The organism is Roseibium porphyridii (assembly GCF_026191725.2).
In the GTDB taxonomy this organism is placed as follows: Bacteria; Pseudomonadota; Alphaproteobacteria; order Rhizobiales; family Stappiaceae; genus Roseibium; species Roseibium porphyridii.
On the sequence record NZ_CP120863.1, the window covers coordinates 5,595,725 to 5,615,892 of the forward strand.

The window sequence follows — 20,168 nt, forward strand, 5'->3', positions numbered from 1 at the left end:
CCAGACCGATGGGCAAGATCGACTTCGAGCCATGGGAACCCGAAGAAACGGTCGGGAAACTGTGGCACGCTTTTGCAAGCCGCCTCGATGCGCCTGAGGTGCATCACGGAGCCGCGGTCGGCCTTTCTGAGGTCGGCGGGCGGCTTGCAGTTCTTTTCCGAGGCCTGGGCGGCAACCACAATGTGGAACTCCGTCCGGTTTCGGAAGAGGTGTCGCGTCACCGCCTCAGTTTTCTGAGGCGGCTCGGGACCGAGGTTGAAACCGTACCTCGCGCCAGTTTTGACGGTGAAATCCTGCGTTTGCCGGCATCCCTTGCTGTCTTCCCGACCCGGGAAGCAAATGCAGCGCTCTATATCTGGCTGACCGCTCTGGCGGCAAATGCGCCAAGCTACACGGTCGAGACCGATCCACTGCGCGCGGACCTGCAGGTTTTGCGCGCAATCGGCCAGATGGTTCGGGAAACTCTTCTCCATGCTCCAGGCCTGAATGAACTCTATTCGGTCTTGAGCCATGGGAGCTTGTTGCAACGACCGGCCGCGTCCCTGCCTCGCTGGGAAGCAAATCTGGAAGCACTTGTCCGCCACATGCTTGGCGACCCCGCTGAACTTTCCATAGAGGTTCAGAAAGTACAGAACGCACTGGAAAGCGGTGACATTTCTGAATTCGAAGCCCCTCGTGGGTATCGTCCATTTCGACCGGTTCCGGTCTGGCCGGATCTGCGCGAGGTTGTCTTTTCTTGCGGCGACGAAGTTGAAAACCGCGAAACCGACGGTACGCCAGAAGAGGCCGGCGACAAAACCCTGCGGGCACGTCGGCGCAAGTCCGACCAGGCTGAACGCCATGACAGTCTGATCCTTCACAAATTCGAAGCGATCCTGAGCTGGGCAGAGTTTTTGAACCTCAATCGGCGGGTCGACGACGACGACAACGACGATGCCAAGAAAGCTGCCGATGATCAGGATGAAATCGGCCTCGGGCAAATTTCGAAATCACCGGCAACACGCCTGAAATTGCATCTGGACCTCGCTCCTGAAGACGTCGACCGGGAACGCCTTTCAGGCAAAATCCTTTACCCCGAGTGGGACACACGAAGCGGCCGATACCTGCCGGATCATGTATGTGTCCTGACAAGTGTAGCCGATGCCGACCCGGACAATGATGTGGCCGCCAAGGATCCCCGCGCTGCGCGGCGCATCAGATCCGTCAAGAAACAATTCGAAGCGCTTCGCCCCGGCCGTGTGACAACGCGCGGGCATATGGAAGGCGACCTGTTGGACATGGACACTGCTGTCAGATCCGAGGTCGAACGGATTGCAACCGGTTCAGGCAATGACCGGGTCTGGCTCCAGACCCGGCCGGAGGCGCGCGACCTTGCGGTTTCCATCCTTCTCGACGTGTCCCGGTCCACTGAAAGTGCGGTCACGGGCCGGGCTGTTATCGATATTGAGCGGGAGGCACTGACAGCGCTCGCCTGGGGCCTGAATGCCTGCGGCGACGACTTTGCAATCAACGCGTTTTCCTCGCTCAAACGGCATCGTGTCTATCTGCAGTCCTGCAAACGGTTCGATGAGCCGATGTCCGCCAAGGTTGAGCACCGTATCAGCGGACTGAGGCCAGGGTTTTACACCCGGCTTGGTGCTGCGCTCCGATATACATCGAGCGAACTGGCCGAGCAGTCACGCAAACGCAAGCTTCTGCTTGTCATCACTGATGGCAAACCGAACGATCTCGATCATTATGAGGGCCGGCACGGGATCGAGGATACGCGCATGGCCGTGCGCGAAGCCCGTAGGGCCGGTCAATCCGTGTTTGGCGTAACAATCGACAAAACGGGCAAGTCGTGGTTTCCAAGACTTTTCGGTCAGGGCGGCTTTGCGGTCATTCCGCATCCAGACAAGCTGACCCAGGCGCTGCCGGAAATCTATCGGCAATTGATTGGCGGCTGACCATGGTAAGAACCACGGCAAACCCGTCGCCCGGAGGTCTGGATGACCTGCCCGGCGACCTGATGATGTGGGTCCTCATCATCAGTGAGCTTCTGGTTTTTGGTGCGGGCCTGGCAGCCTTTCTGGGAGTGCGGATATCCGACCCGGCAGGTTTTGCAGAGGCCAGAACCTACCTTCATCCAACGCTTGCCGGCATCAATACGGTTGTCCTGATCACCAGCGGTTTTCTCGCTGCCAGATCGGTCGATCTGCGGCAGCAGGATCGACGAAAGACGGCACGCATTGCGCTGACCGGGGCGATGACGCTGGGTGTCGTTTTTCTGGTCATCAAGGCAATTGAATATGCTGACACGGCAGCACAGGGCATCTCGACGGAAACCCACCCGTTTTTTACGTTCTACTATCTGCTGACCGGTTTTCACGCAATGCATGTTATTGCGGGAATTGTCATTCTCGCGTTGGTCGCCTGGAAAGACACACCCCGAAACATGGAAGTCGGAACAGCCTTCTGGCACATGGTGGACCTGGTATGGGTGCTGTTGTTCCCGGTCATCTACCTGCTGGCGTGAGACGGAGATGACGCGCAATCCGACGACAAATGCCTGGCTTCAACTGCTGCTTTTAAGTGGCTTGTCCGTCGTTCTGGCTGCTGGTGCTGCGGGACTTCTGGACCCAAGTGTCACAGGCGTGCTTGTTCTTGCACTTGCGTGGATGAAAGCACGGGTCATTCTCTCGCGCTATCTGGGCCTATGGCAGGCTCCGGTGTGGCAGTCTGGTTTCAATTGGGTCCTGGCGCTCTACTGCAGCCTGCTGCTTGCGCTTTATCTCATACCCGCCTTCAACTCCTGAAGGCACTAGCCAGTGGTTCGGGCAAATCAAACTCTTCACTCACCCGACGTCTTGCATCCCCTGACATCTTACGTGCAGTCTTTTGAACGATGCCGAGTACTTTCTCGTCGCTATGCTTGGCAGCGAAAGGCGCAAAATACCATTTGAGAAACACGAAACAAATCGTGTCCTCCAGCGCCTGGACATCCGCATGCTGCTTGATACCCTCCTTGCGCAGCATCCGCTCGGCAGCTGCAATGTCTTCTGATGCATAGCCGGCTGCGGCCATGATCTCGCCGACCCTTTGCGCGTGATGTCCGGCCAGGTTTCGGCGCCAGGCATGATACCCCGCCTTGCCTTCCGGAAAGGTTGCGCGGGGCACTGTCCAACGTTCGATGTGCTGACCACGGGCGGCGATTTTCAACGGATCGGATGCTTGCGGGAACAAGCGGCTCAACTCCGAACTCATACGCTCGCCATAAAGACGGGCAGCAGGATTGCCTTCTTCCAGGTTCGGATCGGCTGTATTGGCTTCGTCGATTGCCGCGAGGGCCTTTTCCAGGTGTGTCATTGTGCTTTGTGCCAGGCCTCGACCGGATCGCTTTCAGAATATTCACGCAGCATTTCGATGTCTTCGATCGCCGCGTGGTTGCGCTTGATATGGACGCCAGCCGATTTCAAACGGGCAAACGATCGCGAAAGGCTTTCCGGCTTCATGCCCAGGCGGCCGGCGATCAGAAATTTGTCGTATGGAAGGGTGACGACACAACTGCCCGTTTCCTGTTCGCACAGCTCCAACAGAAATTCGGCAACGCGCTGCGGGCCGGTTTGGGCCTTGAGTTGCTCAAGCTGCGAGACCAGCGAATGCAGGTGCATGAAAGTCGACGCCAAAACGGCAACCGCTATCTCCGGATCCTTGCGCATCGCCTCCAGCAGCGCCACGCTCGGTATGCGCATGACTTCGCAAGAAGTGACCGCTTCGGCAGAGACCGGATAAGCGTGACCGCGGAACGCCACTGCCTCACCAAAGCTTTGCCCCTTGGCAAAGACGTTCACGACGGCCTCGCCGCCATTGGGCGCTATCCGGTAAAGCTTGACCCAGCCCTCTGTCACGATGTGGATCGCCTTGGCAGTTTCCCCTTGCAGAAACAGCGTCTCGCCGCGATCGTATTCGCGCCAGCTGGACAGTGACAGGATCATGTCCTGCGTGTCTTGCGGGAAGGTCTGCAACAACAAAGAATTCTGCGCAATCTTCTTGCGGCGTTCATTCGGCATTCGGTTTCCTAGTCAGGCTTCACAAAAGCCTGCCCCTCCTATTGGCCTAGGGATATTACACAATCCGTTGTCACGGTCACATCTGTTGAATTGCTGATATGGCAACGAACTTGCCGCGGTGTCTTGACTATTGTCATTTCAAGCCAGGCCCGGCGCTCCTAGTCTTGTCAGGAAGATGAGAAAGCGGGGATCACATGGACTACCAATCCTTTTTCCGAAACCAGCTCGCTGAACTCAAACAAGAGGGAAATTACCGGGTCTTTATCGATCTTCAGCGCAAGCGCGGTAATTTTCCTGCTGCCGTCCGGACCCACAAAAAGGGCCAGGACGACGTCACGATCTGGTGTTCAAACGACTATCTTGGCATGGGCCAGAATCCGGATGTGGTTGCTGCCATGCACGCAGCCGTCGACAGATGCGGTGCAGGCGCCGGCGGTACACGCAACATTTCCGGTACGACCCACGACCATGTTCTTTTGGAAGAAGAGCTTGCGGACCTGCATGACAAGGAAGCTGCGTTGGTTTTCACGTCCGGCTATGTGTCGAACTGGGCGGCCCTTGGAACACTTGCGTCAAAGATCCCGGGCTGCATCGTTTTTTCCGACAGCCTGAACCACGCTTCGATGATTGAAGGGATCCGTCACTCAAGAGCGGACAAGGTCATCTGGAAACACAATGATCTTGAGGATCTGGAACATAAGCTCGCATCGGCAGATCCGGCTCGGCCCAAACTGATCGCGTTTGAGAGCGTCTACTCCATGGACGGCGATATCGCCCCGATTGCCGAGATCTGCGATCTGGCAGACAAATATGGCGCCATGACCTATCTCGATGAAGTGCACGCAGTCGGGCTCTATGGTCCGCGCGGCGGCGGCATCGCTGAACGCGAGGGCCTCATGGATCGCCTGACCGTCATTGAAGGAACGCTCGGCAAGGCGTTTGGTGTGGTTGGCGGATATATTGCCGCATCAACCGAGCTTTGCGACTTCGTTCGAAGCTTCGCCAGCGGCTTCATTTTCACGACCGCCCTTCCGCCGGCAATCGCCGCGGCCGCGACCGCCTCTATCCGGCATCTGAAGCGGAGCAATACGGAGCGCGAAGCACATCAGGCAATCGTTGCCAAAGTTCGCAAACGGCTCGACACGCTCGGCATCCCTCATGTGCCGAACCCAAGCCATATCATTCCGGTGATTGTCGGCAATCCGGCAAAGTGCAAATTCCTGTCAGACACGCTGCTGGATGATTTTGGAATTTACATTCAGCCAATCAACTACCCGACTGTTCCCAAGGGTACCGAACGCCTTCGGATCACACCTTCGCCGGTGCACACAAGCGGCGATGTCGACAGACTGATCGTCGCCCTGCATTCGCTCTGGAACCAGTGCCAGCTGGCACGCCAGCCGATGGCGGCGGAATAGGGCTAAACGCTCCAATCCGACATCTTCTTTGCTTTGACAATGCAAGGAAAAAACGAAACCGGCTGCCTATGACAAGGCAGCCGGTTTGTCTTTTCGGGTCACGTTTATCCGGCTTTATTTACGGCTTTTTTGGCCATGACGGTCACGAGGTTTGCTCGGTAGTTTGCGGATCCGTGGAGGTCTGAGAGCATATCTCCTGGTTCGGGTGCAATTCCGGCAACTGCGTCCGATGACCAGTTGCCGGCCAGGGCCGCTTCCATGTCGCTCATCCGGAAGACGCCGTTCTGCCCGGCGCCCGTCACCGCCACCTTCACCGATCCGTCTGCGCCCTTGGCCACAAACACGCCCGCCATGGCATAGCGCGAGGCAGGGTTCGGGTATTTGGCATAGGCCGACTTTGCCGCCAGCGGGAAGGCCACCGACACGACCACCTCATCCTCATCCAGCGCCGTATCGAACATGCCGGTGAAGAACTCCCCGGCCGCAATGGTCCGCTTGCTGGTCGTCACCGCCGCACCAAGCCCGAGCAAGGCCGCCGGATAATCCGCCGCCGGGTCGTTGTTGGCAATCGAACCGCCAAGTGTTCCCATGTGACGGACCGCCGGGTCGCCGATGCCTCCGGCAAGGGCCGCAAGACCGGGCAGCTTCTGCCGCACAAGATCCGATGCAGCCACCTCCGCATGGGTCGTTGCCGCCCCGATCACGAGGGTGCCCTCGCCTTCGCAAATGCCCTGCATCTCCGCAATCTTCGTCACGTCAACAAGGTCCGACGGCGCCGCAAGACGCTGCTTCATCGTCGGCAAAAGCGTCTGACCGCCACCCAGGATCTTGCCGTCCTCTGCCGCCGCCATCTTCTCGGCAGCCTCCGACACAGAACCGGCACGGTGATAGGTTGTCTCATACATGTTGGGTCTCCCCCAAATCTCAAGTGTCCAATGACATCAGGTCCAATGCGGGCGGCCACACCGCCCGCGCATCGTCTCAAGTCCTATTCGGCAGCCTGCCTCAGGCCAGCCTGGCACAGCGTCCACACCTTCTCCGGAGAGGCCGGCATCGACAGGGCATTGCTGCCAATCGCATCCGTGATCGCATTGATCACCGCAGGCGGAGACCCGATCGCTCCGGCCTCCCCGCAGCCCTTCATGCCGAGCGGATTGCCGGGGCACGCCGTCACATGGGTCGACAGCTGATAGGACGGAACATCATCCGCACGCGGCATCGTGTAGTCCATGTAGGAGGCCGTCAGAAGCTGACCGCTCTCGTCATAGGCCGCATTCTCAAGCAGCGCCTGGCCAATGCCTTGCGTGATGCCGCCATGCACCTGACCTTCCACGATCATCGGATTGATGATGTTGCCGAAGTCGTCCGCAGCCACAAAGCTCACAACCTCCGTCTGGCCCGTCTCCGGATCCACCTCGACCTCGCACACATAGGTCCCGGCCGGGAAGGTGAAGTTGGTCGGGTCGTAGAACGCCCCCTCCTTCAGCCCCGGCTCCATGCCCTCTGGCAGGTTGTGCGCCGTATAGGCCGCAAGCGCCACCTCCGTGAAGCTCAGCTTCTTGTCCGTCCCGGCCACTTTCAGCTCGCCGCCCTCGATCTGGATGTCCCCTTCCGAGGCCTCCATCAGGTGGGCCGCGATCTTCTTCGCCTTCGCCTCGACCTTGTCCAGCGCCTTCACAACAGCCGACATGCCGACCGCGCCCGAGCGGGACCCGTAGGTGCCCATGCCGAACTGGACCTTGTCCGTATCCCCGTGCACGATCGCAACCGCATCGCTGTCCAGACCGAACCGCTCGCTGATCAGCTGCGCGAAGGTCGTCTCATGGCCCTGGCCATGACTGTGAGAACCGGTCAGAACCTCGACCGTCCCCACCGGGTTCACACGAACCTCGGCAGATTCCCAAAGACCGACACCGGCACCAAGAGACCCGACCGCCGCTGACGGCGCAATCCCGCAGGCTTCGATGTAACAGGACAGGCCGATCCCGCGCAGCTTGCCCCGCGCGGCCGCTTCCGCCTTGCGCGCGGCAAACCCGTCATAATCGGCCGCCTTCAGCGCCGCATCCAGCGTCGCATCATAATCGCCCGCGTCGTAGCACATGATCACCGGCGTCTGGTGCGGAAACGAGCGAATGAAGTTCTTGCGGCGGAACTCTGCCGGCGACAAGCCGACCTCGCGCGCCGCAGTCTCCATGATCCGCTCAAGCAGATAGGTCGCCTCAGGACGTCCGGCACCGCGATAGGCATCCACCGGCGTCGTGTTGGTATAGACCGTTTTCACATTCGCATGGATCGCAGGGATGTCGTATTGCCCCGACAACAGCGTTGCATAGAGATAGGTCGGGACCGACGACGAGAACAGCGACATGTAGGCGCCCAGATTGGCAACCGTCTTCACCCGAAGCCCGATGATCTTGTTGTCCGCATCCAGCGCAAGCTCGGCTTCCGAGCGGTGATCGCGGCCATGGGCATCCGTCAGGAACGCTTCCGTGCGGTCCGATACCCATTTCACAGGCCGGCCGACGCGCTTCGACGCCCAAAGGCACACCATCTCTTCCGGATAGATATAGATCTTCGAGCCGAAGCCGCCGCCCACATCCGGTGCAATCACCCGCAGCTTGTGTTCCGGCGCAATGTTATAGAACGCCGACAGGACCAGACGCGCAACATGCGGGTTCTGGGACGTCGTATAGAGCGTATAATGCTCCTCGGCAGCATCATACCCGGCAAGCGCGGCCCGCGGCTCCATCGCGTTCGGAACAAGGCGGTTGTTGTGGATCTCCATCCGCGTCACATGCGCAGCACGGCCAAACGCCTCATCGGTCGCTCCCGCATCCCCGATCTCCCAGTCGTAGATCAGATTGCCTTCCGCTTCCGGATGGATCTGCGGCGCGCCCGCCTCAAGGGCTGCAAGCGGATCGACAACCGCAGGAAGCTCCTCATAGTCGACAACCACGGCATCGGCAGCATCCCGCGCCTCGGCCTGCGTGTCCGCAATCACGACCGCAACAGCCTGACCGACATGGCGCACAATCTCAGGCTCAAGCGCCCGCCAGCCGCCCATCTTCATCGGCGTGCCGTCCTTGGAATGGATCATCCACCCGCAGATCAGATTGCCAACACCGTCGCCCACAAGCTGATCGCCCGTCAGAACCGCATCAACACCCGGCATCGAAAGAGCCGCACTGGCATCGATCCCCGTGACCTTCGCATGGGCATGCGGCGAGCGCACAAAGGCCGCATAGCCCATGCCCGGCATCGCCATGTCATCCGTATAACGGCCACGGCCCGTGATGAAGCGCTTGTCCTCCTTGCGCAGAGCCCGGGCGCCAATCCCTTCAACTGCCATCGTCTCTCTCCCAAATACTGCTCCGGATCAAAAAAACTCCGGATGGTCTCCTCCGACCGGTCTGCCCGGCCCGTTTCGTCTCAAAGGTCGGCTTCGAACCGCTGCTGCCGGCTCCCTCCGGCAGATCAACTGCGTCCCGCCTGACCCTCATCAGGCCCTTGCGCGAACAACACACGCGCATCAGACCCTTAAATCCGTCATGTCCTTAAAACCGGGCCCTCACTCGGCCGCCTGCGCCATGCCCGCCATCTGGTCGGACGCCGCCTTGATCGCCTTGACGATGTTCTGATAACCGGTGCAACGGCAGATGTTGCCTTCCAGCTCGTGCCGGATCGTTGCCTCATCAAGATTGCCCGCACCGTGACGGTTGATCATGTCAACCGCACTCATGATCATCCCAGGTGTGCAAAATCCGCACTGAAGACCGTGATGCTCCCGGAACGCTGCCTGCACAGGATGAAGCGCATCCGCACTGCCAATCCCCTCAAGCGTCACCACCTCACTGCCATCCGCCTGGGCCGCAAGCATCGTGCAGGACTTCACCGCCTTGCCGTCAACATGCACAACACACGCCCCGCATTGCGACGTGTCACAGCCAACATGCGTTCCCGTCAGCCCCCGAACATCCCGGATCAAAGACACAAGCAACGTCCGGTCCTCGACCTCGGACGAAACGGTCTTCCCGTTCAATACCAAAGATACTTTCGACATAAATCTCTCTCCCTCATGGAACCTCTCGGGCCAAAGCCCAAATAGCCGGTTTAACACCGTGTTCTGTGGGTCCTGACAGCAAACGCCACCAGAACCGGATCATTCCAAATCTGTCGCCAAAGGGTCAACTGGCAAGCGCAAGAACAACAATCAGCGCCCCAAGCAGCAAAAGACCCCACACCATCGGTCCGCCAAACGCATTCCGACCCGCAGCATCCTCCAAATTCTCCTCTGCCTTGTGAAGACCCTCCTCAACCTTGTGCTCCGCCTCGCCAATCGCATGAAGAACCTCGCCCGGCGCCTCCTCAAGCGCGATCCGCTTCGCCTCCTCGGCAACACCTTCATCAAGATCAGCCGCAAGACCCGTATCCGAAGACACCGAAGACACCTCGGACACCGCCGCCGCTGAGCCCCCAACCTGCTCGGTAAACCGGGAGAAAAACTCCTCCGCCATCTTGCGCGCCGTGGAATCAATCAAACGGCTGCCAAGCTGAGCCAACTTGCCGCCAACCTGAGCCTTCGCCTCGTAACTCAAAACCGTCGCATCGCCATCTTCAACCAGACGAATGTCCGCAGACCCCTTGGCAAACCCGGCAACTCCTCCCTTGCCCTCGCCAACAATCGTGTAACTCTCAGGCGCAACAACATTCTCAAACGTAACAGAACCTTTGAACTTCGCCTTGACAGGACCAATCTTCGACGTAACCGACGCCGTCAGCTCATCAGCCGAAACCCGCTCAAGAACTTCACAACCAGGTATGCACAAACGCAAAACATCAGCGTCATTCAACGCAGACCAAACAACCAAACGGGAGGCCTGAATTACCTGACTGCCTGAAATCTCCATGTGCTCCCCATTGACCGTTTCGGCAAATTGCAACCAACAGGAAAATACACAGGGCTGCAGCTGTACACTGTACTTTAGGTCGGGTCGGCGTCCCGGCTTTGCAAACACACCTGTCTGAAGCTACATTTTGTGTTGGCGACGGTAGTTCCGGAACAGGGACGCCGCCTCCTGGGAGGAAAAATTGAACCCAAAAACTGGGACGCGATATGCCTGCGGGGTGGTCGTATTATCGGCCGGCCTGCCGGATGAAGAAAACTTCTGGACCGAGATCGATGCAGCCGCCAGAACCGGTCGGTATGCACAGGCTTTGCTGTTTTTTTCGCAAGACCAGTTCCCTGCCGACATCATTCGAAACCGAATGGCTCATCATGCCGACGGCCTTGCCTATGCCGCCTGTTCCACGGCCGGTGAAATTGGCGGGTCGACCGAAGGGACAGGACAGTGCCTGGCGGTTCTGTTTCCGAAAGATCAATTTTCCATAAGCACCGTACGCATAGACGGTATCCGCTCGATCGGCTTCGATCGCATCGTTGCGCAGGTCAAGGACGCGCGGCAGGTGTTCGATGCCGACGCGGCCAACCATACCACTGAAGCCGAACAGGGAGACAGCTTCGCAATCTGTCTGATAGACGGACTGTCGGTTGTCGAGGAAATGATTACCGCCGCGCTTCACTGGGCGCTGGACGATATTCCGCTGCTCGGAGGATCGGCCGGCGACAGCATGCATTTCAACAAGACCTCGCTCATATTGAATGGCGACATCAGCGATGATTGCGCGATCGTACTGTTTTGCAGAACAGCCGTGCCTTTCCGGATTTTCAAAACCGACAATTTCGTGCCGACGGAACGCAAGCTTGTCGTGACAAGGTCCGACCCCGAACAACGCATCATCTATGAATTCAATGCAGCAGAAGCTGCCGGAGAATATGCCCGAGCCGTTGGCATCGATCCGGGATCGCTGTCACCGATGAGTTTCGCCTCTCATCCGCTCGTCGTTCGTGTGGGAGGCGAATACTATTGCCGTTCAGTTCAAAAAGTGAACCCGGACGGATCGCTGTCCTTTTTCTGCGCTATCGACGATGGCATTGTGCTCACAGTTGCTGAACCGACAGGCATGACAAGGTCCACGAACGAGGCCTTTGAAGGTGTTGCAAATGAAATCGGTCCGGTCGACTTCGTCCTCGGCTTCGATTGCGTATTGCGCCGGATCGATGCCCAGAACAGGCAGGCGACACAGCGTATCCAGAAGATCTACGAAAAATACAATGTCGTCGGCTTCAACACCTATGGTGAGCAATACCTGTCGATGCATCTGAACCAGACCTTCACAGGGATCGCCTTTGCCCAACAGGCCGCAATCGCAGGAGAAAAGGTATGAGCCTGTCCGATATCGACGATGCTGCCAGGCTCAAGAAAATAAATGCGGCGCTGGTCGACCGTGTTGAACAGGCGATGGACCAGCAGCGCAACGCCTTTTCCCTTTTTCAAACGGCCATTTCACTGGAAGGGCAGATCCGGCGGCGAACAGACGAGCTTACATCAGCGCTCAGACGCTTAGAGGAAACAAACATTGAACTGGCGCGCCAGAAAGACATTTCTGAACGGGCCAACCGATCGAAAACGGAGTTTCTGGCTGCCGCGAGCCATGACATTCTTCAGCCGCTCAATGCGGCTCAACTGACGATCTCCTCCCTTCACGATCTGCAGGTGTCCGATCAGGCGCGCGCCATGGTCAATCAGGTCGAGCGCTCGCTCGACACAATGAACGAGCTGCTCAGGACCCTATTGGACATTTCGCGGCTCGATGCCGGTGTTACGACACCGCGCTTCACATCGGTGCCAATCCCTCCGATCCTCGACAGTCTGCTTTCCGACCTCAGGCCTATTGCGGAAAAGAAGGGATTGAGACTGCGCGTGGCCGTGACCAATGACTGTGTCTACACCGACCGGCTGATGTTGCGCCGGGCGCTTCAGAACCTGATTGCCAATGCCATCCGGTATACTGACCGCGGCGGAGTTCTGATCGGCACAAGGCGCCGTGGAGACGAGATTTCGATTGAGGTCGTCGATACAGGCAGCGGTATCCCCGAAGACCAGCTGGAAAAGATCTTTGAGGAATTCCACCGCGGTCCGCTTTCACGCGGTGATGCCAATGCGGACACAGGAACGGGACTGGGGCTCGGCCTTGCCATTGTTCGAAGGTTGGTGACCGCTCTGAAACACGACGTCAGCGTCAGATCCAATCCCGGCCACGGCAGCGTTTTCCGGATCAGGGCCAAGCGATCCGAAGCGCCAGCGGAACCAACCGGTGCGGAACGCACCAAACTCATTGCAACTCCCGTCAATGCCAGTCTCAAGGGCAAGAAGATCCTGGTCATTGAAAACGATCCGGCCGTCCTTGAGGCCATGGAAGGACTGCTATCCACGTGGGGATGCATCTACAAGATTGCGCGCTCTTGCGACCAGGCCGTTGCCGCGGTCGATGCGGCAGCCTGGGTGCCCGATCTGATTGTTGCGGACCATCATCTGGATTTTGGAGATCTCGGCACTTCGACACTTGAAAAGCTGTTTGAGCTCCTGCCGTCTCGGGTGCCCGCGATACTTGCGACTGCCGATGCCTCTCAAGGTGTCATCGACAGAGCGCGTGAGCTCGGGGTCGAACATCTGACCAAACCAGTCAAACCGGCACAATTGCGCGCATTGGCAACGCATCTGATCAACAAGGCCGGTTAACGGAAAGAACTGAGGGGACGCATGACAGGTTCAACCCTTGCGCTGCCGTCACGGGGGCCCTTCAGTCGGGCGGAGGTGCAAACGGGGAAGCAGTCCCCAGAGCCTCGAGTTTCTTGACCTCAATGACCACTTGAGTCCGGCTTGAAACGGCCAATTTTCGCAGAATTTCGGAGACATGCGCCTTCACGGTCGTCTCGCCGACCTGTAACTCATAGGCAATCTGCTTGTTTAACAGGCCATCACAAATCATGTTCAGCACCCGGATCTGCTGCGGTGTCAAACTGGCCATCCGCTCGATCATCCGGCTTGTCTCTTCGTCAATCGGTTCTTCCACGCCGTCTTCATAGGATTCAGGCAAATAGACCGCACCGCTCATGACCTGTTGAATGGCCTTGGCCAGAACGGTTTTCTTGGAAGACTTCGGGATAAAGCCTGCCGCACCATAGGCCATGACCTGCGCAATGATCGCCTGATCTTCAACTCCCGATACAACGACGACAGGCAGCTGCGGGTAGTGAGTGCGCAGATGCAAAAGGCCCTCCATTCCCGTCACGTCCGGCATGGAGAGATCGAGGAGAGCAAGATCAAACCCGGGCTCCGCATCCAGAAAGCGGCAGGCATCTTCAAGCGACGCTGCCCCCACAGCATCGGAACCGGGATAGGCAAGCTCGACTGCGCTGTGCAAAGCTTCGCGAAACAAGGGGTGATCGTCGATGATCAGGAATTTGGTCACATTGTACGTCCCGCCTCGCAGGTCCTCTTTCTCAGTTGTGGTGTTGTTTTCTGGAAACAATTCTCAGCCGCAATATCTTGGCCTGTTCGCAGACGGTTGCCAACAGTTTCGAGTGGTGATCCGTTGTGTTCAGTTATACGCCCGAATGTTTCTAAATTGTATTCGGAAGCTTAGATGCTCCGATCCAATACGCATTGGGCCCGAAACTTCTTAAATTTACAACCATTATCCAAGATTTCAGAACCCGAATACCGGAATTTGTGATGACTATCACATCGCTCCACACTCCCCCCAGGGTAAACTTTGCTTGGATAATGCTGCTTCTGCGCTCGATAGCTTGGCAATTCTCATCTGAGTGGGCTGAAGACTGAATACCGATCGAAAGGGACCGGGTCATGATTACGATAACTTCGCCTTCGATGTGCCTGAACGACACGCGTTCTAACCGAATTTACACCATGGACGAGACCAAGAGGGTCAGCTCGACCGATACTCAGCGCGATATTGTCGACCTGGTTGTTGCTGCGGCGGGCCGTGTCCGAGGCGGCAGAATTGAAAACCTGGTGCTCAACGCGCATGGGTCGCCCGGAACATTTCACATCGGCACGGGATTGAGTTCGAGCACCATGTCACCCTGGTCGGATGTCCGTGACAAGGTATTCAAAATCTGGTTCCGCGGCTGTCTTGTCGCACGTATTGCCGGTGAACATACTTCCAGTCACGGAGACGGTTCCTATTTGGAGGCTCGGGGACTGAATTCCGGCAACGGGCACTCCTTTATCAGTGCATTTGCCCGACTGACCGGGTGCTATGTCGTTGCGCCGACAGAAATTCAGAGCGCGGCGCGTCAACGCTCCAGTTATCCTCGGGGCCAGCTCGACAGTTACGAAGGATTGTTACTTAGCTACGACCCGCAGGGACGCATCAGCTGGCAGCAGCGGTATCCATCATTGCACAGCTACAACAATGAAACCGGCACCGTTCGGCTGCCAAACAGCGAATAGTCGGATATTGTTCGGTTGGCTCCGGGGTCTCAGGCTCCCGGGCTTTGGCGGTAGCTTTGCTCCAGTTCGATCAATCGCTGCTTGCGCCAGAGCCCGCCACCATAGCCCGTCAACGATCCATCTGATCCGAGCACCCTGTGGCAGGGGACAACGAGTGCGAGCTGGTTTGCGCCGTTTGCCCTGGCAACCGCCCTCACGGCATCCGGCCTGCCGATGGCACTGGCAAGTTCTGAATAACTTCGCGTTTCGCCTGCGGGGATCTTCAGCAGCTCACGCCACACATCCCGAGTGAATGCGGAGCCATGCAGCGCAAGCCTGGTTTCAAAGACGCCGCTGTGTCCTTCAAAGAACCGGTTTAATTCCTCTTGGATCTGATCCGTGACCGCGGTCCTGCCAAATCCGATTTGACCCTTTGCATAGCTTTGAAGCTTTCTGAATTCGGCCGGCAGAGCCTTGCGATCGAGAAATTCCAGAAGGTGCAGCTGCGACTTGTCAGCAACGGCGACCAATGGACCGAGCGGCGAGGACACCCAGTCGGCAGCGAGCAATGCGTCTTTGGAAAAAGCACCCGGTGCCTGTCCGAGAATTTTCGCAAAGGCCTCACGAAAAGCGCTTGGCGAGCCAAATCCCGCTGTGATCTGCGCCTCGATCACTTTGCCTCCACCAGCGAGTGTCGAAAACCCTTCCTGTAAGCGCCGCTGTCGCGCCATCTCCAGAAATGTCATGCCGAAATGCCGCTTGAACGCCCGTCTTACGGTGGATGGGTCAAATCCCAGTTCGATCAGATCCGGCTCACCCCAACGATAGGCAGGTCGCTTTTCGAGGGCCTCGACAAGCGGTTTGACAGCCGGGTCCGCACTCGCTTCTGGTGTTGTTGGCTTGCAGCGTTTACACGGCCGAAAACCGGCGTCAAAGCATTGTGCGACCGTCTCATAAAAGGTGCAGTTTTCTCGTTTCGGCTTCCGCGCGGGGCACGTCAGACGGCAGAAAATTCCGGTGGACGACACACCAACGAAGAAGCGCCCATCGTAAGACGGATCTCGTGCCAGAAGTGCTTCATAAAGCGTGTCAAAAGCTGGATTGAACTTCAACATGCAGGGAGACTAATCCGACTATCCGGCAGATGCAGCCGGAAATCGGGCGTTTATTGATTTCTTGGAACTGTCCCTACCTGTAGACCTGCTTTTCACCCGGGAAACTGCGTTCCTTGACGTCATCCGAATACGCTTTGACCGCTGCCTCGATCTGCCCCCCCAGATTGCCATAGACCTTGACGAATTTTGGTGGTGCCGGATTGAGGCCGAGCATGTCTTCCAAAACCAGGATCTGACCGTCGCACGTTGCGGAAGCGCCAATCCCAATGGTCGGGATGGGAATGTCTTTTGTTATCTGTGCAGCCAGCGGCTCCACCATTCCTTCCAGCACCAACGCGAATGCACCGGCTTCGGTGACCGCCCTTGCGTCCTCAAAATGCTGTTCCCAGTCATCCTGCTCGCGCCCCTGTGTCTTGAACCCGCCCATGACATGAACAGACTGCGGGGTCAGGCCGATATGTGCCATGACCGGAATGCCGCGTTCCGTAAGGAAGCGGATGGTTTCTGCCATTCTAACTCCGCCCTCCAGCTTCACCGCTCCGCATTGGGTCTCTTTCATGACACGTGCAGCATTCCGGAAAGCCTCAGACGGGCTTTCTTCGTAAGTGCCGAAGGGCATGTCCACCACAACGAGAGCCTGCCTGGTGCCGCGCACCACGGCCTTTCCATGCATAATCATCAGGTCGAGCGACACGCCGACAGTCGATTCCATGCCGTGCATCACCATGCCGAGACTGTCGCCGACGAGAATGAAATCCGCGTATTTGTCGACGATCGCGGCAGTGTGCGCATGATAAGAGGTCAAAGAGACGATGGGCTCGCCACCTTTGCGCTTGGCTATCTGAGGAGCCGTGATCCGGCGAACGGGTTTTTGCGCGCTCATACGATTTCCTTTCGAAGGAGCTTGATCTTTTTGGGGACGCTTTCTCAGTCGGGAGCAACCACGCGCTGGTCGATCAGCAACACCGTGTCGAACCGAACAGCCAGCAACACAACTGCAGGCCGATCTACGCGTCCTTCCAGTTCTGCAAGCGTTTCAGCATCCCGGATGTCGACACTCCTGATTTCCGCTGACGGTGCCTTTGAAAGCTCTTGCCGGATCGTTTTTTCAAGAACGGCAATGTCGGGAGCCGACTTTGCAAGCCCTTCAGCCAGATCAAGGGAATTCGAAAGGGCAAGGGCTTCCTGACGATGCCGCGCGTTCAAACGAACATTGCGCGAAGACATTGCCAGTCCGTCCGGTTCGCGCACCGTCGGGTGGCCGACAACATCAATTGGCATGTCGAGATCCCGGACCATCTGTCGGATCAGGGTGAGTTGCTGATAGTCCTTTTCACCAAACACCGCGATATCGGGAGCGACGATGTTGAAGAGTTTGCTAACGACCGTCGAAACACCGCGAAAATGTCCCGGCCGCAACGCGCCTTGCAAAATACCCGAAAGTCCGGGCACCTCGACAAATGTGTCTCCTCCAGCGCCGTACATTTCGTTGACATCCGGTACAAAAACAGCATCCACATTTTCGGAAGTCAGCAACGCCAGATCGCGTTCTTCGTTGCGCGGATAAGTGTCCAGATCCTCGCTCGGGCCAAACTGCGTGGGATTGACAAAGATGCTGGTAACAACCCTGTCGGATCTTTTCAGCGCCATCCGCACAAGGCTCAAGTGTCCTTCGTGCAAATATCCCATCGTCGGCACCAGCGAGACGCTCTGGCCGCTTCGTTTCCAATCTCGCACAGTCGCCCGCATGTCCGCCTTTGACCGGCAGATGATCATTATGCACCCTCCCTGGACCACGGCTGCTCTCCGCGGCACCTTTCTTTTCGCAGGTGCAACATAGGGGGACAGTTTCGGAAGGTCCAGTGGCCAAAGGAAGCAAGCCAAATGAGGTTTGCCTGCCACAAATTCGGTGTCTGAAGCCACATAAATTCAACGGCTCACGGACATGTGCCTTGCAGCCTTCATGTCATGCGCGAAAGATCGTCACGTGTTGTGACCAAGGCTTATAGATGCGTATTTTCCTGTTTTCATTCCTCTTGTTGCTGTTGCCACAGGCTGCGCATGCGTGCGGGTCTGAAACGCCGTGCGAAGTTCCTGGCGGTTACTATCTGGCAGCGGTTCCAGAAGACTGGGACAACGAGACGCCGCTTCGTCTGGTGGTCTATTTTCATGGCTGGAACAGCTCACCCGAGGCAACTTTTCGAAACAAGGCCATGGTCAATGGTGCGACCCTGCGCAATGCACTGTTTGTGGCTCCGTTTGCCGAAACCGGATATTGGCGTCAGATCGGTGAGGGTCGGGCTGAAAGTGGACGCGATGAAGCTGCCTATATTCGCGCTGTTGTCGACGACGTTCGCAAACGCTGGCCGATCGATGAAAGGCAGACTTTGGCCTCCGGTTTTTCACGCGGAGCATCAATGGTCTGGAACATTGCCTGCTACAGCGGCGATCTTTTCCGTGCCTATGCGCCCATTGCCGGTGGCTTTTGGCGATCGAATCCGGAGACATGCCCGGCCGGTCCGGTCAATTTGCGTCATATTCACGGCCTCTCAGATGGGGTGGTCGCCTTTGACGAAATCGGGATTTACAACTCCATGCCGATCACCGAAGGCTTTGACATTCTATCTCAAACAAACGGGGTTGCGGGCGAAGCACGCGAAGTGGCGAGCGGCGATCAACGGCTCACTTGCTCACGCTGGGACAAAAGCGACAGCGGACGGGTTCTTGAACTTTGCCTTCACCAACGCGGTCATTCGATTCCCGCCGAATGGGTTGCGCAGGGTTTAGATTGGCTTGAAAACCTTCCCGAAGGTTCATGACGCCGAAACAATTGCATCAAATTGAACTGCGCTAATGAGATGTCAAACGGCACACGTCTGGATGCGCCTTTCAGCGCTGGTGACATCCGAAGAAGGACAGTTACTGGTCTTTCTCATTGAACGCTGGCTCGCTAAAATGATGAGACACATCGCACTCCCCCAGTCGTGAGAAACGCGCCATCATGTACGAGCCCAGAGGAAACGGCAAAGCAAGGGCCGTACAATCCGTGACGTTTACCGAGGTGGAACCCCCGGAACACCTGCAAGATGTTGTGCATCGCTTCCTCGAGCTCAAAACAAATGAGAGCCTTGAAGAGGACTACAGCTTTCACGCCCTGCCCGATGCATGCACCTACGCTGTCTTTGACCAGCTTGATGGTTCCATTTCCGGCGTGACGCGACTGCAAGCGACCTCCGAAGAACTCAATCTTGGAAAACAGTTTCACTACGTCAATATCCGTTTTTTGCCGGGTGTCTGGCAATCCGCAAGGGAAAAGAGTTCCTACGGAATGATTGCGGAGCCTTATTCGGGCGACCTTCAACTGGCCGAACTCAACCATCAACTTGTCAAACAGAGTGACTTTGCCGGAAAACGCGTATTGCTCACCGAATTTGTCGAGAGGCTTCTGGTCAGCGAGCACGTTGTTGCAAACCCGGTGACCGAGAAGATCTTTCGTCAGCTTGAACAGATACACTCTGTTGCCGATATGGCTTCGGTTGCGCAAATGTCGCCACGGCAGCTTCAACGCGTCTTAAAAAAGACATTGGGTTTCGCGCCTCATGATTTTCTGAAAGTGCTTCGATTGCAGCAGTCATTGAAAGGTGAGCCATCGCTGTCTTATGCGGATCAATCTCACTTCATTCATTCTTTTCGAAAGGCGACCGGATACACGCCGGCCCGATATTCCCGCAAGTTCGATGTCTGAAATCTACAATACAGGCAAATAGCGGCTTGCTAGGTAACCGGCATGTTCAACACGACCGGATGGAGTTGAAAATGTCGAAGATGAACGCCGTTGGATGGTTTGATATTTATGTCGAGGATATGGATCGCGCAGTTGCATTTTATGAGAGGGTATTCGACCAGACGCTGGAGCCGATAGGCGACCCGACTGGCGAAAATCAGATGATGAGTTTCCCAGCCGACATGAGCGCCTACGGTGCCGGTGGAGCCTTGTCGAAATCTGAAAACGCATCCCCGGGCCCTGGTGGTACCGTTGTCTACTTTTCAGCTGAAGACTGTGCTGTCGAGGAGAGCCGCGTCAGCGCTGCCGGTGGCAAGATCATAAGACCCAAATTCTCCATTGGAGACTATGGCTGGGTCAGCCTGTGTCAGGATACCGAAGGCAACTTCTTTGGCATCAGTTCCATGAAATGACTTTGGCTTGCGGGGTGCATACCCGAGGACCCC

Annotated in this window: 20 protein-coding genes; 10 read left to right on the plus strand and 10 right to left on the minus strand. The window is 57.2% G+C overall.

The window, feature by feature from the left end; translation table 11 throughout:
- The first annotated feature begins 8 nt into the window (after positions 1-8).
- The 3 genes from K1718_RS25815 to K1718_RS25825 are packed head-to-tail and all read left to right on the plus strand — an operon-like array spanning position 9 to position 2,795.
- Entirely contained in the window at positions 9-1,946 is a 1,938-nt protein-coding gene (locus tag K1718_RS25815) for a nitric oxide reductase activation protein NorD (protein ID WP_265680334.1), read from the plus strand.
- A 2-nt stretch (positions 1,947-1,948) separates the two neighbouring features.
- A complete protein-coding gene (locus K1718_RS25820) occupies positions 1,949-2,515 on the plus strand; it encodes a cytochrome c oxidase subunit 3 family protein (RefSeq protein WP_265680333.1) in 567 nt (188 codons plus the stop codon).
- Between the two features lie 7 nt (positions 2,516-2,522).
- Positions 2,523-2,795 (plus strand): nitric oxide reductase F protein, encoded by a 273-nt coding sequence (locus K1718_RS25825; protein ID WP_152503804.1) that lies wholly within the window; start codon positions 2,523-2,525, stop codon positions 2,793-2,795.
- On the opposite strand, the gene K1718_RS25830 is transcribed toward K1718_RS25825, so the two are convergent.
- Positions 2,785-3,345: a DUF4202 domain-containing protein gene (locus K1718_RS25830; RefSeq protein ID WP_265680332.1), complete on the minus strand. Its 561-nt coding sequence runs from the start codon at positions 3,343-3,345 to the stop codon at positions 2,785-2,787. The genes K1718_RS25825 and K1718_RS25830 overlap by 11 nt on opposite strands.
- Positions 3,342-4,049: a Crp/Fnr family transcriptional regulator gene (locus K1718_RS25835; RefSeq protein ID WP_152503806.1), complete on the minus strand. Its 708-nt coding sequence runs from the start codon at positions 4,047-4,049 to the stop codon at positions 3,342-3,344. Before K1718_RS25835 ends, K1718_RS25830 begins: the two co-directional genes overlap by 4 nt.
- 194 nt (positions 4,050-4,243) lie before the next feature.
- Here K1718_RS25835 and hemA point away from each other — a divergent pair, with 194 nt between their 5' ends.
- Positions 4,244-5,467, plus strand: coding sequence for a 5-aminolevulinate synthase (gene hemA, locus K1718_RS25840; protein WP_265680331.1), 1,224 nt, complete (start codon positions 4,244-4,246; stop codon positions 5,465-5,467).
- Positions 5,468-5,571: 104 nt separating this feature from the next.
- Here the strand turns inward: hemA and K1718_RS25845 are convergent, their stop codons facing one another.
- The 4 genes from K1718_RS25845 to K1718_RS25860 all read right to left on the minus strand — a co-directional run bounded on the left by K1718_RS25845 (position 5,572) and on the right by K1718_RS25860 (position 10,374).
- Positions 5,572-6,372 carry an FAD binding domain-containing protein gene (locus K1718_RS25845; RefSeq protein ID WP_265680330.1) on the minus strand — a complete coding sequence of 267 codons (801 nt, stop codon included), beginning with the start codon at positions 6,370-6,372 and terminating at the stop codon, positions 5,572-5,574.
- Between the two features lie 83 nt (positions 6,373-6,455).
- Positions 6,456-8,816, minus strand: a complete 2,361-nt coding sequence (locus K1718_RS25850) for a xanthine dehydrogenase family protein molybdopterin-binding subunit (RefSeq protein ID WP_152501627.1) — start codon at positions 8,814-8,816, stop codon at positions 6,456-6,458.
- 219 nt (positions 8,817-9,035) lie between these two features.
- Positions 9,036-9,527 (minus strand): (2Fe-2S)-binding protein, encoded by a 492-nt coding sequence (locus K1718_RS25855; protein ID WP_152501626.1) that lies wholly within the window; start codon positions 9,525-9,527, stop codon positions 9,036-9,038.
- A gap of 124 nt (positions 9,528-9,651) precedes the next feature.
- Positions 9,652-10,374 carry an SRPBCC family protein gene (locus K1718_RS25860; RefSeq protein ID WP_265680329.1) on the minus strand — a complete coding sequence of 241 codons (723 nt, stop codon included), beginning with the start codon at positions 10,372-10,374 and terminating at the stop codon, positions 9,652-9,654.
- Positions 10,375-10,555: 181 nt separating this feature from the next.
- On the opposite strand from K1718_RS25860, the gene K1718_RS25865 reads away from it, so the two are divergent.
- Together K1718_RS25865 and K1718_RS25870 are read left to right on the plus strand one after the other, a co-directional pair.
- Positions 10,556-11,752 carry an FIST N-terminal domain-containing protein gene (locus K1718_RS25865; RefSeq protein ID WP_265680328.1) on the plus strand — a complete coding sequence of 399 codons (1,197 nt, stop codon included), beginning with the start codon at positions 10,556-10,558 and terminating at the stop codon, positions 11,750-11,752.
- The gene (locus K1718_RS25870) at positions 11,749-13,107 is read left to right on the plus strand and encodes an ATP-binding response regulator (protein ID WP_265680327.1); all 1,359 of its coding nucleotides are present in this window, start codon (positions 11,749-11,751) and stop codon (positions 13,105-13,107) included. The genes K1718_RS25865 and K1718_RS25870 overlap by 4 nt, the downstream gene beginning before the upstream one ends.
- Before the next feature lie 61 nt (positions 13,108-13,168).
- Here the strand turns inward: K1718_RS25870 and K1718_RS25875 are convergent, their stop codons facing one another.
- Positions 13,169-13,840: a response regulator transcription factor gene (locus tag K1718_RS25875; protein ID WP_247649306.1), complete on the minus strand. Its 672-nt coding sequence runs from the start codon at positions 13,838-13,840 to the stop codon at positions 13,169-13,171.
- Positions 13,841-14,235: 395 nt separating this feature from the next.
- On the opposite strand from K1718_RS25875, the gene K1718_RS25880 reads away from it, so the two are divergent.
- A complete protein-coding gene (locus K1718_RS25880) occupies positions 14,236-14,844 on the plus strand; it encodes a hypothetical protein (RefSeq protein ID WP_152503812.1) in 609 nt (202 codons plus the stop codon).
- Positions 14,845-14,873: 29 nt separating this feature from the next.
- Here the strand turns inward: K1718_RS25880 and K1718_RS25885 are convergent, their stop codons facing one another.
- The 3 genes from K1718_RS25885 to panC all read right to left on the minus strand — a co-directional run bounded on the left by K1718_RS25885 (position 14,874) and on the right by panC (position 17,714).
- A complete protein-coding gene (locus tag K1718_RS25885) occupies positions 14,874-15,938 on the minus strand; it encodes a bifunctional transcriptional activator/DNA repair enzyme AdaA (protein ID WP_265680326.1) in 1,065 nt (354 codons plus the stop codon).
- Positions 15,939-16,011: 73 nt separating this feature from the next.
- A complete protein-coding gene (panB, locus tag K1718_RS25890) occupies positions 16,012-16,821 on the minus strand; it encodes a 3-methyl-2-oxobutanoate hydroxymethyltransferase (protein ID WP_265680325.1) in 810 nt (269 codons plus the stop codon).
- Between the two features lie 44 nt (positions 16,822-16,865).
- The gene (gene panC, locus K1718_RS25895; RefSeq protein ID WP_265680324.1) at positions 16,866-17,714 is read right to left on the minus strand and encodes a pantoate--beta-alanine ligase; all 849 of its coding nucleotides are present in this window, start codon (positions 17,712-17,714) and stop codon (positions 16,866-16,868) included.
- Positions 17,715-17,947: 233 nt separating this feature from the next.
- On the opposite strand from panC, the gene K1718_RS25900 reads away from it, so the two are divergent.
- The 3 genes from K1718_RS25900 (at position 17,948) to K1718_RS25910 (ending at position 20,135) form a co-directional block, all read left to right on the plus strand.
- Positions 17,948-18,757: a CE1 family esterase gene (locus tag K1718_RS25900; RefSeq protein WP_265680323.1), complete on the plus strand. Its 810-nt coding sequence runs from the start codon at positions 17,948-17,950 to the stop codon at positions 18,755-18,757.
- Between the two features lie 182 nt (positions 18,758-18,939).
- Positions 18,940-19,683: a helix-turn-helix domain-containing protein gene (locus K1718_RS25905; RefSeq protein ID WP_265680322.1), complete on the plus strand. Its 744-nt coding sequence runs from the start codon at positions 18,940-18,942 to the stop codon at positions 19,681-19,683.
- A gap of 71 nt (positions 19,684-19,754) precedes the next feature.
- Positions 19,755-20,135: a VOC family protein gene (locus tag K1718_RS25910; RefSeq protein WP_152503818.1), complete on the plus strand. Its 381-nt coding sequence runs from the start codon at positions 19,755-19,757 to the stop codon at positions 20,133-20,135.
- Positions 20,136-20,168 lie beyond the last annotated feature (33 nt).

What these genes read in the sequence shown, in the direction of transcription:
- K1718_RS25815 (WP_265680334.1), top strand. Translation starts at nt 9, where the DNA reads ATGGGCAAGATCGACTTCGAGCCATGGGAACCCGAAGAAACGGTCGGG.
- K1718_RS25820 (WP_265680333.1), top strand. Translation starts at nt 1,949, where the DNA reads ATGGTAAGAACCACGGCAAACCCGTCGCCCGGAGGTCTGGATGACCTG.
- K1718_RS25825 (WP_152503804.1), top strand. Translation starts at nt 2,523, where the DNA reads ATGACGCGCAATCCGACGACAAATGCCTGGCTTCAACTGCTGCTTTTA.
- K1718_RS25830 (WP_265680332.1), bottom strand. Translation starts at nt 3,345, where the DNA reads ATGACACACCTGGAAAAGGCCCTCGCGGCAATCGACGAAGCCAATACA.
- K1718_RS25835 (WP_152503806.1), bottom strand. Translation starts at nt 4,049, where the DNA reads ATGCCGAATGAACGCCGCAAGAAGATTGCGCAGAATTCTTTGTTGTTG.
- hemA (WP_265680331.1), top strand. Translation starts at nt 4,244, where the DNA reads ATGGACTACCAATCCTTTTTCCGAAACCAGCTCGCTGAACTCAAACAA.
- K1718_RS25845 (WP_265680330.1), bottom strand. Translation starts at nt 6,372, where the DNA reads ATGTATGAGACAACCTATCACCGTGCCGGTTCTGTGTCGGAGGCTGCC.
- K1718_RS25850 (WP_152501627.1), bottom strand. Translation starts at nt 8,816, where the DNA reads ATGGCAGTTGAAGGGATTGGCGCCCGGGCTCTGCGCAAGGAGGACAAG.
- K1718_RS25855 (WP_152501626.1), bottom strand. Translation starts at nt 9,527, where the DNA reads ATGTCGAAAGTATCTTTGGTATTGAACGGGAAGACCGTTTCGTCCGAG.
- K1718_RS25860 (WP_265680329.1), bottom strand. Translation starts at nt 10,374, where the DNA reads ATGGAGATTTCAGGCAGTCAGGTAATTCAGGCCTCCCGTTTGGTTGTT.
- K1718_RS25870 (WP_265680327.1), top strand. Translation starts at nt 11,749, where the DNA reads ATGAGCCTGTCCGATATCGACGATGCTGCCAGGCTCAAGAAAATAAAT.
- K1718_RS25880 (WP_152503812.1), top strand. Translation starts at nt 14,236, where the DNA reads ATGATTACGATAACTTCGCCTTCGATGTGCCTGAACGACACGCGTTCT.
- K1718_RS25885 (WP_265680326.1), bottom strand. Translation starts at nt 15,938, where the DNA reads ATGTTGAAGTTCAATCCAGCTTTTGACACGCTTTATGAAGCACTTCTG.
- panB (WP_265680325.1), bottom strand. Translation starts at nt 16,821, where the DNA reads ATGAGCGCGCAAAAACCCGTTCGCCGGATCACGGCTCCTCAGATAGCC.
- panC (WP_265680324.1), bottom strand. Translation starts at nt 17,714, where the DNA reads ATGATCATCTGCCGGTCAAAGGCGGACATGCGGGCGACTGTGCGAGAT.
- K1718_RS25900 (WP_265680323.1), top strand. Translation starts at nt 17,948, where the DNA reads ATGCGTATTTTCCTGTTTTCATTCCTCTTGTTGCTGTTGCCACAGGCT.
- K1718_RS25905 (WP_265680322.1), top strand. Translation starts at nt 18,940, where the DNA reads ATGTACGAGCCCAGAGGAAACGGCAAAGCAAGGGCCGTACAATCCGTG.
- K1718_RS25910 (WP_152503818.1), top strand. Translation starts at nt 19,755, where the DNA reads ATGTCGAAGATGAACGCCGTTGGATGGTTTGATATTTATGTCGAGGAT.